The sequence below is a fragment of the Emergencia timonensis genome, assembly GCF_900086585.1.
In the GTDB taxonomy this organism is placed as follows: Bacteria; Bacillota; Clostridia; order Peptostreptococcales; family Anaerovoracaceae; genus Senimuribacter; species Senimuribacter timonensis.
Map to the genome: position 1 here is coordinate 833,052 of NZ_FLKM01000009.1, position 14,019 is coordinate 847,070.

A 14,019-nucleotide genomic window follows, 5' to 3' on the forward strand; every position below is an offset into this window, starting at 1 on the left:
AATGACAATCTTAGATGTAAAGAACTTAAAGAAAATTTATACCACCCGCTTCGGGGGAAATCAGGTGCAGGCGCTGTCCAACGTCAGCTTTTCGGTAGAAGAGGGCGAATACGTGGCCATCATGGGTGAGTCCGGCTCCGGTAAGACGACGCTGCTCAACATTTTGGCCGCGCTGGATAAGCCGACCAGCGGGGAGGTATTCCTCAACGGACAGAACATCGTCCAGATCAGAGAGAAAGAGATCTCAGCGTTCAGGCGGGACAATCTGGGATTTGTATTCCAGGACTTTAATCTTCTTGACACCTTTTCCATCCAGGACAACATCTTCCTTCCTCTCGTCCTGGCCGGAAAGCAATACAAGGAGATGGCGAAACGGCTCAAACCGATTGCTGCAAAGCTGGGTATCGGGGACATTTTGAAGAAATATCCTTATGAGGTTTCGGGGGGACAGAAACAGAGAGCGGCAGTGGCCAGGGCGCTGATTACAAGTCCGCAGCTGATTCTGGCCGATGAGCCTACAGGGGCGCTGGATTCTAATGCGGCGGACGGACTGCTCAGGCTCTTTGGGGAGATTAATGAGGAAGGGCAGACGATTTTGATGGTTACCCACAGCACCAAGGCTGCCAGCCACGCAAAGCGAGTGCTGTTTATCAAAGACGGAGAGGTGTTCCATCAGATCTACAAAGCGAACATGTCAGATGAGGAGATGTTCGCCAAGATTTCTGACACGCTGACAGTTTTGCAGACAGGTGGTGGAAATCGTGGGTAAATCATTTTCACTGAAGCTGGCAGTCAATAACATCAAAAATAACCGGAAGTTCTATCTGCCATACTTTTTAGCTTCCATCGGTATTATCGGCATGTTTTACATTATCGCATTCCTTGCCATCAGCGAGGGGATTGAAGAGATGTCCGCGGCGCTTGCCATGATTATGAGTTTCGGCGTCGTCGTCATGGGCATCTTCGCCTTCATCTTCCTGTTCTATACCAACAGTTTTCTGCTGAAGAGGCGGAAGAAGGAAATCGGCCTCTACAACATCTTGGGTATGGAGAAGAAGCACATCGGCAAGATCTTGATTATCGAAAATGTGATTATCTCGCTGTCGTCCATCATTCTCGGCCTGCTGTGCGGCATTCTGTTCAGCAAACTGGTCCACCTGTTTCTCAGCTGGGTCTTTGGGGTAGAACCACCTTTTGGAATTGACATTTCTTGGTTGGCCGTGGTCATCACGTTGGCGCTCTTCGGCGTTTTGTTCGTATTGACCATGATTACTAATCAGATGAGCATTCATCTGGCAAAACCGATTGAACTTCTCTACGGCGGAAACGTTGGTGAAAAAGAACCGAAGACCAAATGGCTGCTGGCCATTATCGGCATCATCTGCCTGGGCATCGGCTACTACATTGCCATCACCACAGAGTCTCCGCTTGCAGCCATCATGATGTTTTTCGTAGCGGTAGTTCTGGTCATCGTAGGAACCTACTGTCTCTTTACGGCGGGCAGTGTGGCAATTTTAAAAGCGCTGAAGAAAAATCGCAAGTTTTATTATAAACCTGGAAACTTCACGGCAGTGTCCGGCCTGATTTACAGGATGAAACAGAATGCAGTGGGACTTGCCAACATCTGCATCCTGTCCACCATGGTTCTCGTCATGGTATCCGGGACGGTCAGCCTCTATGCGGGTATGAATGACGTATTGGACGGACGTTATGCAGGAGACGTCGTCGTTTCCGTGACTCCGCATGATGGGGAGCGGATCACTGGTGCGGATCGCCAATTGGTAGGAGATACCATGAAAAAGGTGTGCAGGGAAGAGGGGCGCAAGATTGTGAAGTATTACGACAGTGAGGCGCTGATATTTTCTACCGAGAAGAAGGACGGCGGCTTCAAAGTCGACGGGGGTATTGAAAAGGTCGAGTCTGTGGATCAAGTGGCAAACCTGGCAATTTTGACGGCTGATGAATATGAAAGAATTTCGGGTGAGAAGATCGCCTTGGAAAAAAATCAGGTGGCAGTATACTCTTACGGCAATGAGCTGGCCGAGGATTTTTCCATCAACCGTATGAAGTTCCATGTGAAGGAGCGATTAGATAAGTTCGTTATGGAGGATCTGGCGATCTATATGACCGAGGCTTACTACCTGGTGGTGGCAGACGACCAGATACTGAACCAGATCAACGACATGCAGGCAAAAGCCTACGGCGGCAACGGCAGCCAGATCAATACAGAGTTCGTTTTGGATATGGACGGAACGGATGAGGAAAAACTGGCCTGCTATCAAAAAATGCAGGACACGGTATACGACTTGCGGTTCCCATTTGAAATGATGCGCATCGACAGCAAGCAGGAGGGCAGCAAAGATTTTACGGGACTGGTAGGAGGTTTCCTGTTCCTGGGCATCTTCCTGGGCATCGTGTTCACCTTTGCGGCGGCGTTGATCATTTACTATAAGCAGATTTCGGAAGGCTATTACGACAAGGACAAATTCGAGATCATGCAGAAGGTAGGCATGAGCAAGAGCGAGGTAAAGAAGACCATAAGGAAACAGGTTCTGATGGTGTTCTTCATACCGCTGGTCATGGCCGGCATCCACATTCTGGCGGCGTTCAAGATGATTACGCGCCTGCTGCAGGTATTCATGATGTACAACGTATCGCTGTTTGCGATCTGTACCATAGGAACCTTCGTGGTATTTGCCGTCATCTACGCTATCGTCTATGCGGTAACGGCGAGAGAGTACTATAAGATTGTAGGATAAGTCTGAAAAATGGGGCTAACAGCTTTTGGGTTTAGCCAATTTACAAAATAGATCATTCTGGCTAAAGAATTTTGAGAAGGGTTTAGCCGTTTGAGAAAATAAATTGTGGCGGCTAAAAATTCAGGTCATGGATTTAGCCGCCGCTTTTATTTTCTAGATTTTGACTAAAAGCAGTGGCTTATTTTTGGGTCAATTGCTGAGAAAACAAGGTTTGAATTCGATTTACATTTAGATCCTGTCCGATTTTTGCTGAAATTTTAGTCAAAATCATTGTTAATAGAATTTGGCTAAACAGGTCTGCGAAAAATTTAGCTTAACAAAGAAATTTTTAAAAATGGCTAAAACCCTGACGTCATCGCTCTTTACATTTCATAGCAGATAGGTATCGATGATCTTGCTGATAAGCTGTGTGTCAATGTTATTTTTTTGATCATCAAAGGTGAAGATTACATCGATAAAGGGCATGTAACCGTTGGAAATATAGGTTTTCATCTTACGAAGAAAGTTATTCAGATAGTTGTCGTCAGAAAGCATACCGCAGTGTTCCAATAATCTGTAGCAATTTTCACTGCCGACGGCAATTTTAAAATCAGGATAGATTGTTCTGTCTGACAACACGAGCGCTTCTTCGTAATGATAGGGTATGCTTCTGGCGGCCAGTGTATTGGCGATGATTACCTCGGATTTGGATCTGACCAGTTCGCCCTTTATGGTTCTGTGTTTTAACTCTTCGGGGTATTTTGAACATTTATCATAAGGATCCTTTTCCCAGGAGGTAAGATCTAAGCTGCCAGAAAGATCAAAACAACTGGCAGGCAGAGGCTGGTATGCTTTTGTAAAAGCAGCGCTGAGGATATTAGGATCGATCGTTTTATATGATCTAATAAACCGTTCCATTGCTGCGATATTATCTGTAATCCTTTTCATTGAGACGGATAAAAAATGACGTTTCTGAAGGGCCTGAACCATCTCCGATTTTTCCCTGCCGAGGAATTTTCGCTTGCCTTCTACTTTTCGGCTATAGTAAATTTGACCGTTGATGGTCTGTGTAGAGAGACATCCCTTTGGCAGGCCTTTCAGTTCAGTCTTGTAAATGGAGAAAAGCTTGCGCTGAAAATCCAATTCTTTTTCTACATATAGCGCGCTGTTATAAATCATAAAATAGACCTCCGATTATGGCGTTTATATTATTTTACTTTGAATGGAAAATAAAGTCAATAAATATATGTAAAATAATGTAAAAAGACCGGACATTTTTTGTCCGGTCAAGAATCAATATTGGCTGATGAATTCGTCCATGGTTTTTCGATAGAGCTCCCTGTGATTCAGCCAGACCTGTGCGTGGTCGCTGTCTTTGACGGAGAGAATCTTCTTATCCTTTGAATCGATGGCTTCGTAGATGTCCCTGCCCATGTAGTATGGCGTCAGCTGGTCCGCTTTGCTGTTGATGACGAGGACAGGTACGTCGGTGTCAGCCACGGCAGCCGGTACATCGGCGTCTCCATAGGAGAAACCCAGTTTGAACTTGTTGACCACGCTGCCGCACCAGGTCATGTATTCCGTAGGAAGCGGAATATCCATCTTATCAATCTCCGCTGCCACCATGTCTTTCATGCTGCTGACCGGGCAGTCGAGAACGGCGAACTTCACCTTTGCCGCGATTGTCTTATCAGAAATGGCATGACCTGCTGTCGCGCCGCCAAAGGAGGTTCCCCATAGGCCGATGGCTTTGCCCTTAGTCAGATTAGAGGCGTAGTATACCAGATCTTTGGCGTCGTCACTTTCAAGATAACCGAAGGTAGTGTATTTGGCCTCGTTCTCGCCAGAACTCCTCTGGTCGTAGGTGATGACGTTATATCCCTTTTCCAAAAAGTATGCCGCTACCGGATAGTTGCTGTACCTGTTGCCGCCAAGTCCGTGAATCAAAATGACGGTGTCACGGTCCTTGGTATCCGCGCCTTTGGCATAGATATAGTCTCCGGGAATGTCGTGATCGCCTTCAGAGGAGGGAACCGAAATGCCTTCTATTTTGTATGTGGATTTGAACTTGTCGTAATCGATGCCGAAGGTTTTCCAGAAACTTTCCTTGACCCCGGAGGTCTCCTCGTTGGTCACCAGCTGGGTGGACGAAATAAAGACTTGTTCGCCGATAAACCAGGACATGGAGCCAAAGGCAACGAGAAAAAATGCCAAGATGATGGCAGGAATGATGATTTTTTTTCTATTTTTCATTTTCATACCCCTATGATATTTATTCAAATTTTTTTAGATTTATGTTACAATATTATCATATGAAACGAAAAAAAGAAAGAAGGGTAAGATGAGATACACAGAAAAGTACAAAGTGACCAGTCACGATGTTGACGTCAATAATAATATGAAGCCGTCTCTCGTCCTCAGATATATGCAGGAAACGGCAAACCACCAGATGCGGGATCGGAAGCCGTCTTATTACGATTTATTCTTTGCCGGCAAATCTTTTATTATCACCAGAATTACCATTGAGATTTACGAGCAAATCCATCAGTATGATGAGATCGAAGTGGCCACCTGGCGCTGCCCGGAAAAGGGGGCAACTTTTATCCGCTGTTACGAGATCACCTGCAGGGGCCGTATCGCAGCCAGAGGTTACAGCGTCTGGGCGGTGACAAACCAGAAGACAGGGAAATTATGCAAAGCTTCAGAAGTGGACATTTCTAATTATGATACGGACGAGCCCTTGACTCTTGCAGTTCCTAATAGGTTCCGTCTGCCGAAGACAATCGATTACGTCAAAGCTGGGGAAAAGACGGTGTTCTACAGCGATGTAGATATGAATTTACATATGAACAATACCCATTATCCGGACATGCTGTGGAACTACATACCGGATGTCATCAGCAAAGAGGTGACTTCCGTCAATCTTAGATTTATGAGAGAAGCGCCTTTGGGCGGTAAGGTGGAGATCTTTATGGGGAAAATGGACGCGCCTCTGCCAGAGGATCGTGATGCAGAGGAAACATACTGTTTTGCATCTAGGGTGAATGGGGATACCAATGTAGAAGCACAGATTGGTATGAGAAAACTGAAAAAGTGATAAAACGACCGGTTTCTAACAGGAGAAGCCGGTTTTTTGATGGAGAATATAAAATTTTTGCCGTATTGTTGTTTTTTTGCTGTTTTGGCAAAAAATAAAAATACCAGTGTTTTCAAAGGCTACAGAGGGGAAATGTAAGGGAGAAGTTCAGTATTGACAACTGAAAACCTGCAATTTCAATAGTTGCGGACTTTTTTCAAAATCGCGTGTTTTTGACTGTTTGAGCAAAAAAACTAATTCATAATATTTTAATTTGACAAATGTACACTACGGGGGTATACTATTATCATCAAGGAAAAGGAGATGATCATATGACAACGGAAAAATGCTCTGCTTGTGCAGAGAAGACGACCCATAGAGAAGGAAAAGAATATAAGGATTTAATTTCGAGATTAAATAAGATCGAAGGGCAGGTACGCGGTGTGAAAAAAATGGTCGAAGAAGACAGATACTGCATCGACATCATCAATCAGGTGTCAGCGATCAGCGCCGCCATAAATTCTTTTAATAAACTCCTGCTTTCTGAGCATATTAAATCGTGTGTAGTGGAAGACATCAAAGCGGGAAATGACCAGATGGTCGACGAGCTTTGCGGCACGCTTCACAAGTTGATGAGGTAAAGATGAAAGAGAAATTTAAGGTGACTGGAATGACCTGTTCGGCTTGCTCCTCCAGGGTGGAGAAGACAGTGTCGAAATTGGAAGGTACGGATCAGGTCAGCGTGAATCTGCTGACAGGTACCATGCAGGTCTCATATGACGACAATTTAATAGATGACGGAAAGATTATCGAAGCTGTAGAAAAAGCCGGGTATGGAGCATCGTTGGACAGCGGTGATGCTCCTTCCACGACCGGAAAGGCAGAGGCGGAAGAGGCCTCGAAGGCCGCTTTTGATGAAGCGAAGCAGATGAAGCACAGATTGATTTGGTCTGTGGTTCTGCTGGTTCCATTGATGTACGTGTCCATGGGACACATGCTGACCGGAAAGCATATGCCGGATCAGCCCCTTACCATGGTACTGCTGCAGGTCGTCTTCTTGATTCCTATCGTGGTGCTCAACAAGAAATATTTCCTCAAGGGATTTCCAAGCCTGTTCCGAGGAAACCCTAATATGGACAGCTTGATCGCCATGGGGTCAGCAGCGGCGATTATCTATGGCGTCTTTGCCATTTTCAGGATGACGACCGGATATGAGACCGGAAATATGGACTTAGTGCACAGATATGCAGGCGATATCTACTTCGAATCAGCGGCCATGATTTTGACCCTGATTACAGTGGGGAAATACCTGGAGACCAGATCAAAGGGGAAGACCAGCCAGGCTATTGAGAAGCTGATGAATTTGGCGCCAAAGACGGCAACTGTCGAACGAAACGGCATCGAAGTGGAGATACCGGCTGGCGAATTGGTGACGGGAGATATTTTGGTCATCAGGCCGGGCGAGAGCATTGCGGCTGACGGTGAAATCATCAGCGGCACCACCAGTATCGACGAATCTGCTATTACTGGCGAGAGTATTCCGGTAGAAAAGCAGCCCGGCGACAAAGCGGTCTCTGCCACGATCAACAAAACCGGCTTTATCAAGGTCAGATGTGAAAAGGTAGGAGACGATACTACGATTAGCCAGATTATCAGACTGGTAGACGAAGCCAGCGCCAGCAAGGCGCCAATTGCCAGAATGGCAGATAAAATCGCGGGAATTTTTGTTCCTGTCGTTATCGGCATTGCAATCATTGCGGCAGTCATCTGGCTTATCGCCGGCGCAGGTTTTGAGTTTGCACTTTCTATCGGCATTTCCGTACTGGTCATTTCCTGCCCATGTGCTCTGGGACTTGCAACACCAGTCGCTATCATGGTAGGAACCGGCAAAGGAGCCGAGAACGGCATTTTGATCAAATCCGGTGAAGCCTTAGAAACAGCCCACAGCGTGGACACAGTGATCATGGATAAGACAGGGACCATCACTGAGGGAAAACCGAAGGTTACTGACGTGCTCAATTTTGATATAGATCAGAATCAGCTGATAGAAATCGCCAGCGGACTGGAATCCGGCAGCGAGCATCCTCTGGCGGAGGCGGTCATGGAATACGCAGGCGTCAAAGGAATACGTCCGGCGGAAGCGGAGCACTTTGAAGCGGTCTTTGGACGCGGCATCAAAGCGTCTATCGACGGGAAAGCATATTTAGCAGGTAACGCCGCTCTGATGGGAGAAGCCGGCATAGACACAGCCGCAATTCAGACGACCTTGAACGATCTGGCGGATCAGGGCAAAACGCCTTTGATTTTCGCTGGCGCAGATAAGGTGATCGGCGTGATCGCTGTGGCAGACGTAGAGAAGGCCAGCAGCAGAGAGGCAATTGAAGCCTTTGCCGATATGAAGATCGACGTGGTCATGTTGACTGGAGATAATAAGAGAACTGCAGAAGCGCTTCGAAAGCGTCTGCACATACCAAAAGTGATTGCAGAAGTGCTGCCATCCGACAAGGAAAAGCACATCGCTGCATTGCAGGCAGAAGGTCACAAGGTGGCTATGATCGGGGACGGCATCAACGACGCGCCGGCCCTGGCGAAGGCTGATGTGGGGATTGCCATCGGTGCAGGTACAGATGTAGCCATCGAAAGCGCTGATGCGGTTTTGATGAGAAACGACCTGCTGGACGCGGTGACTGCGGTGAGACTGTCAAAGTCAGTCATCAAGAATATCAAAGAAAACCTATTTTGGGCTTTCTTCTATAATACCATCGGTATTCCTCTGGCAGCAGGGGCACTCTATCCGATGTTTGAACTGAAGCTGTCGCCCATGTTCGGTGCAGCAGCTATGAGCTTGTCAAGTGTATGCGTGGTGCTCAACGCGCTGCGTTTAAAAAGATTTAAAGTAAAGAGAAGTCCGGCACAGGAAGCGGCTCGTGAGCAGATGATCGTCCGCAGCGAAAGTGCCGAAGAACCGAGGAGGAATGAAGAAATGAAGTATGAATTGATGATTCAGGGAATGATGTGCGGCCACTGCCAAAAACACGTAAATGATGCGCTGAGCGCTATGGAGGGTGTGAGTGCAGTAGAGGTAAATCTGGATTCAGGGCTTGCCTCTGTCACAGCAGAAAAAGAGATTTCCATGGATACCTTTGCCAGCGTCATCGAAGACGCCGGTTATACACTGGTAAAATAGCCTGATTGAAATCAGCCCCCTTGCAGATTGCAGGGGGATTTTTTTGAGATGTGCAAAGGGGGTATGTGGGAGCAGGGCGATCTGCCAGAAAAGGCAAGAAAACTAGGATTTATGGCAGATTTCAAAATTTGGAAGGGGTATATTGGTAAAATACAGGAAATATAATCGATATTACCATGTAATTTGTATGTTGAATATAATTTTTTGCTGGATTTTTAGCGAAATGCCGTGGAGTTGTGTTTTAAGAAAGATTCTGCACTGAAGAAATTCTTGAAAAAGAGAAAAATCTGCCCGAATCAGGAGCAAAACTGGACAAATCGGGCATTTTTTTATTTTTTTGACAGCCGTGTACCGGGTAGGGGTACCTCAGCCCTTATTGAGGACAAACTTTATCAGCGAGATAAAATGTTGATATATTAGAGAACAGGAGGTCTGCCATGAAGGATAACTATTATGACCAGAATCTGAACGCACAAAAGCTTTATCAAGTCTATCAAAGTAAGTATTGCGGGGTATCGCAGTATTTGGAGGCGGAAATCTCCTATGTAAAAAATCATCTGCAAGGGACAGAGCAGATCCTGGAACTGGGCGCAGGGTATGGACGCATCATGAAGGAGCTGGCTCCGTTTTGCAGATCTATAGTCGGCATCGACATCTCTCGTGAGAATGTGGAATTCGGCAGGGAGTATCTGAAAGAGATGGAGAATGCACAGCTGCTCATCATGGATGCACATCACATTCAGCTTGAGGCATCTTTTGATGTGATTTTATGTCTGCAGAACGGTCTTTCAGCCATGAAGGTTGAGCCGATGGAGTACGTCAAAGAGGTGATGGCATTGCTGTCAGCAGATGGGAAAGCCTTTTTCAGCAGCTACAGCCCTAATTTCTGGGAACAGCGGGTTGCCTGGTTTCAGGAGCAGGCGGAAAAGGGGCTGCTGGGAGAAATCGATATGGACGAAACCAAAGACGGCGTGATCGTCTGCAAAGACGGATTTCGGGCAACTACCCACTCGCTGGAGGACATGGACATGATTGGCAGGGCTTCTGGATATGGGTATCAGGTGACAGAAGTGGATGAATCCAGCATCTTCCTGGTTGTGGAGAAATGAACGGTATCGGAATAGGATATCCCGTGCAGTCGAATTGATCTGCCAGCAGATGGATATTCTGTACGAGCTGCGAACTTTTGACTCTGGTGAGTCAGTCTTATCAGAAGAGAACAGTCTGGGTATCTTGTTTCTGGATGAGGAGTTGACTGACGGAAAGGATACTACAATGAAAGATATAAAAAGATGGAAGATAATCTTAACAATTACGATCATCGTACTTTTCACATGTGCCGGTCATACTTTTTTTCATTCGACGCATACGATGATAGAAATTTTGAAGTGGTTATCGTTTTATCTTATTTGCGCATGGGGTGTTGCTGTATTGTGGATATGTCTGTATATATGGGAGCACTTTAATGACAAAAAGAAGGCAAAAGAGTTACAGCGATTGTATCGGAGATCTGTGAATGTATTTTTGATATCTACGATAACAGCTATGGTATCACTGATTGTCTTGTTTGCAAGACCACATCTTGTCGTAATGCTTCCAATTGTTATTATAGGATTTCTGTTGGGAATAGGCGCTATTACGGTAACAAATACAATAAATAAGGTTTCTTTCCAACAAAGCAAATTAAACACATTGAATCAAACCAATATGAGTAGACGAGATGAATCCACTTGAGGTGCATCAGAGAATAATGAGATTATTTTTATGTCTGCTGGTCTAATATACTATAAAGACGGAAGAAAAGGATTCTTTTTCTACGACGACTGTCACAATTTGGATAGATTATGGTCAGTGCTACTCTACAGAGGAGGTATATGGTTGGGTACTTTCCGTGTTCAATATAGAAAGATAAAATAATTCCGCCCGCGTCCGTTGCCGATTCATTAAGACAGAGGACGTTTTTTGATCGAGATTTATTTACCTTAACATATACTTTGGTTATAATAAATAAAGGCCAAAAAGATGAGGGGTATTTTGAAGCTAGAAAATATGCAATTTGCCTATAACGCAAAGCGTGCAAAATCATAATGATCTGACAGCTACTTTCCATTTGTCAAATACGCGGGCCTATGGTAGAATATCTCCATAATTACATTTGGGATAAGAGGGGAGAACACATTGGAGTTTAACAAAAAAAATATTAAAACCTTTATTTTGATCGCATTTGCCTGTATCTTGTTTTACCTGGGCATTAAGAATATCGGACTAGTCGTCGAGGCAATTGGCGGGGTGCTGGGCATCATGTTCCCATTCATATTAGGTGCGGGCATTGCCTTTGTCATCAATGTACCGATGACCAGAATCGAATACTGGATATTTCACAGGACGGACAGGCTGAAGTCTGGACGGCGGCCGCTTTCTTTTTTGCTCACACTGGCAGCGGTCATCGGCGTCATCATCATCGCCATGTACATCATCGTTCCGCAGATTGCAGAAACCATGATGAGTATTGCCAGGGAACTGCCTGGCGCCATCAATACGGCGCAGGACTGGATTTTTTCCAAGATGAGTTACTGGAAGGCGCTGCAGAGTTTGGCAGAACAGCTTTCCGTAGACTGGACTGATATTGCGCGGAAACTTTCTGTTTTCATGCAGGAAGCGGCGACCAGCATGGTTAACAGCGGCATCGGAGCGGTGACCAATATTATCGGCGCGATTGTCAATTTCTTTATTGGATTTGTATTTGCAGTTTATCTGCTCATGGCAAAGGAGAAGCTGGCGGGACAGGGTAAACAAATATTGTTTGCAGTATTCAAGGAAGACACAGCGGAGAGAATTCTCTATGTCTGCAGCCTTGCCAGCAAAACTTTTTCTAAGTTCATATCTGGGCAGTGCCTGGAAGCCTGCATCCTGGGAATGATGTTTTTCATCGCCATGAGTATTTTTCGGATGCCGTATGCAATGCTGATTTCAGTGCTGATCGCTTTTACGGCGCTGATTCCCATGGTAGGGGCTTTTATTGGCTGTGCTATCGGCGCTTTGCTGATTTTGATGGTCAGTCCGTTTAAAGCCTTTATGTTCATCATCGTATTTTTAGTGCTGCAGCAGTTAGAAGGAAACCTGGTATATCCTCATGTAGTGGGAAATTCTGTGGGCTTGCCGTCCATCTGGGTTTTAGTTGCTATTACGATCGGTGGAAACCTGATGGGCGTAGTTGGAATGATTCTCTTTATTCCGATCTGTTCTGTGCTCTATGCGCTCTTTAGACTTTTTGTCAAAGACAGGTTGAAAAAGAAGGGTGTGCCGAGAGAGAAATGGGAAGAGAAGGCCGTATTCGAAGAAAGCGTTATGACTGGTGAAGAGGAATGATAGAGAACGACGTTTTTGATATGTCAAAGACTAAGAAGAGGTGATGAATCGGAAATGAAGAAATCATTGAATAAGTGCGACCTGCATAGTAAAGGTTTTTTGTTGGATTTCCTGTTTAATACATCAGGAGAACTCATTGTGTTCGTGAATACGGACGGAATTATCATCGCTATCAGCAAAGCTTATGCAAAGTTTCTCGAAATCAGTCAAGATGAAGCAATCGGGCAACGTGTAGACAAGGTGATTGAAAATACCAGAATGATGGAAGTCATCGCCAGCGGAATTCCGGAACTGGAGAGAACCCATAAGATCAAAGGAAGAAATATGATTGCAAGCCGGATTCCCATCCTTAAGGATGGAGTTGTTATCGGAGCCTTTGGCAGAGTTCTATTTAAAGATGTAAAGGATCTGGACCAACTTCATAACAGGATTAGCAAGATGAAAAAGGAACTAAATTTCTATGAAAGCACCTTTGACAAGATGAATACGGCTCGTTACAGCATCGATGACATATGGGGAAAGAGCCCGGAAATGAAGGACTTGCGGGACCTTCTTCGAAAGGTTGCTTCAAGTGATTCGAATATCACTATTTTGGGTGAGAGTGGAACAGGCAAGGAATTGGTCGCCCATGCTATCCACAAGGAAAAGTGGGGGAATGAACGTCCCTTGGTGTGCGTTAACTGTGCTGCCATCGCGCCGGGACTTTTGGAGTCGGAGTTGTTTGGTTACGAGGGCGGCAGCTTTACGGGAGCCAAAATGGGTGGTTCTATTGGTCTTTTTCAGGCGGCAAATGGTGGAACCATATTCTTAGATGAAATCGGCGAAATTCCCATGCATATGCAGGCAAAGCTTCTGCGGGTCATACAGGACAGACAGGTGAGACGAGTTGGAGCAAGCAGACCCGAGAGTGTGGACGTGCGGATTATTGCTGCTACAAATCGGAATCTGGAGGAGATGGCAGCAAAGGGAGAATTTCGGGATGATCTTTATTTCAGACTGGGCGTAATCGTAATCAACATACCGCCGCTACGGGAACGCAGTGATGATATACCGTATCTGGCAAAGCTGCTGTTGGAAAAAATGAACGAAAAACGGAACATTTTTGTTAAAGGCATTACCCCGGGTGCGATGGAGTACCTAAAAAGATATCACTGGCCGGGAAATGTGAGAGAATTGGAAAACGTAATAGAGCAGGCGGTGCACTTTGTTGATGATACCAAAATGATTGCAGTAAAAGATCTGCCGGTGGGGATTACTCGCTTACACGTTGAAAAATCAAACAAAAATCTCAAGGAATATATGGAAGAAGCCGAGCGGCAATATATTGTGAACACCTTATTAGAGAATAGAGGAAGGAAGGGACGAACAGCGGACGCTTTAGGAATTGGCAGAACAACTCTCCACGAAAAAATGAAAAAATACGAAATTTTAGCTAAATAGGGGATAAAGAAAAGTGAGTTATTGTTCCGAAACTGGAACGTTTTTTCTAAGGATAAAATCATAACGTTCGAAAATATGAACAAAAAGCATCTGGAAGTATCAATTTCAGATGCTTTTTTTATACCATCAAAACAGGACATGTCAGAAAATTGTTGATATTCCAACGATCCTATTAGATTTGAAAAAAATGGCATGATCTTTGCTCAATA

Annotated in this window: 10 protein-coding genes; 8 read left to right on the forward strand and 2 right to left on the reverse strand. The window is 45.3% G+C overall.

What is annotated here, in order from left to right; genetic code table 11:
* Position 1 precedes the first annotated feature (1 nt).
* Entirely contained in the window at positions 2–769 is a 768-nt protein-coding gene (locus tag BN6539_RS14830) for an ABC transporter ATP-binding protein (protein WP_067540223.1), read from the forward strand.
* On the forward strand, positions 762–2,759 hold the full coding sequence (locus tag BN6539_RS14835) for an ABC transporter permease (RefSeq protein ID WP_067540225.1): 1,998 nt from the start codon (positions 762–764) through the stop codon (positions 2,757–2,759). Before BN6539_RS14830 ends, BN6539_RS14835 begins: the two co-directional genes overlap by 8 nt.
* Before the next feature lie 369 nt (positions 2,760–3,128).
* On the opposite strand, the gene BN6539_RS14840 is transcribed toward BN6539_RS14835, so the two are convergent.
* Together BN6539_RS14840 and BN6539_RS14845 are read right to left on the reverse strand one after the other, a co-directional pair.
* Positions 3,129–3,917 (reverse strand): hypothetical protein, encoded by a 789-nt coding sequence (locus tag BN6539_RS14840; protein WP_067540227.1) that lies wholly within the window; start codon positions 3,915–3,917, stop codon positions 3,129–3,131.
* A gap of 114 nt (positions 3,918–4,031) precedes the next feature.
* Complete coding sequence (locus BN6539_RS14845; RefSeq protein ID WP_067540230.1) at positions 4,032–4,991, reverse strand: alpha/beta hydrolase; 960 nt, start codon at positions 4,989–4,991, stop codon at positions 4,032–4,034.
* A gap of 88 nt (positions 4,992–5,079) precedes the next feature.
* Here BN6539_RS14845 and BN6539_RS14850 point away from each other — a divergent pair, with 88 nt between their 5' ends.
* The 6 genes from BN6539_RS14850 (at position 5,080) to BN6539_RS14880 (ending at position 13,810) form a co-directional block, all read left to right on the forward strand.
* Positions 5,080–5,835 carry an acyl-[acyl-carrier-protein] thioesterase gene (locus tag BN6539_RS14850; protein ID WP_067540233.1) on the forward strand — a complete coding sequence of 252 codons (756 nt, stop codon included), beginning with the start codon at positions 5,080–5,082 and terminating at the stop codon, positions 5,833–5,835.
* Between the two features lie 311 nt (positions 5,836–6,146).
* Entirely contained in the window at positions 6,147–6,455 is a 309-nt protein-coding gene (locus BN6539_RS14855; protein ID WP_067540236.1) for a metal-sensing transcriptional repressor, read from the forward strand.
* A 2-nt stretch (positions 6,456–6,457) separates the two neighbouring features.
* Positions 6,458–9,001: a heavy metal translocating P-type ATPase gene (locus BN6539_RS14860; protein ID WP_067540239.1), complete on the forward strand. Its 2,544-nt coding sequence runs from the start codon at positions 6,458–6,460 to the stop codon at positions 8,999–9,001.
* A 437-nt stretch (positions 9,002–9,438) separates the two neighbouring features.
* Entirely contained in the window at positions 9,439–10,110 is a 672-nt protein-coding gene (locus BN6539_RS14865; RefSeq protein ID WP_067540242.1) for a class I SAM-dependent methyltransferase, read from the forward strand.
* A 1,069-nt stretch (positions 10,111–11,179) separates the two neighbouring features.
* Entirely contained in the window at positions 11,180–12,370 is a 1,191-nt protein-coding gene (locus BN6539_RS14875; protein WP_067540248.1) for an AI-2E family transporter, read from the forward strand.
* Between the two features lie 138 nt (positions 12,371–12,508).
* Positions 12,509–13,810, forward strand: coding sequence for a sigma-54 interaction domain-containing protein (locus tag BN6539_RS14880; protein ID WP_242869420.1), 1,302 nt, complete (start codon positions 12,509–12,511; stop codon positions 13,808–13,810).
* The last annotated feature ends 209 nt before the right edge of the window (positions 13,811–14,019 follow it).

Excerpts from the sequence above, each read along its gene's own strand:
- BN6539_RS14865 (WP_067540242.1), top strand. The coding sequence starts at position 9,439 with ATGAAGGATAACTATTATGACCAGAATCTGAACGCACAAAAGCTTTAT.
- BN6539_RS14840 (WP_067540227.1), bottom strand. The coding sequence starts at position 3,917 with ATGATTTATAACAGCGCGCTATATGTAGAAAAAGAATTGGATTTTCAG.
- BN6539_RS14850 (WP_067540233.1), top strand. The coding sequence starts at position 5,080 with ATGAGATACACAGAAAAGTACAAAGTGACCAGTCACGATGTTGACGTC.
- BN6539_RS14845 (WP_067540230.1), bottom strand. The coding sequence starts at position 4,991 with ATGAAAAATAGAAAAAAAATCATCATTCCTGCCATCATCTTGGCATTT.
- BN6539_RS14830 (WP_067540223.1), top strand. The coding sequence starts at position 2 with ATGACAATCTTAGATGTAAAGAACTTAAAGAAAATTTATACCACCCGC.
- BN6539_RS14860 (WP_067540239.1), top strand. The coding sequence starts at position 6,458 with ATGAAAGAGAAATTTAAGGTGACTGGAATGACCTGTTCGGCTTGCTCC.
- BN6539_RS14855 (WP_067540236.1), top strand. The coding sequence starts at position 6,147 with ATGACAACGGAAAAATGCTCTGCTTGTGCAGAGAAGACGACCCATAGA.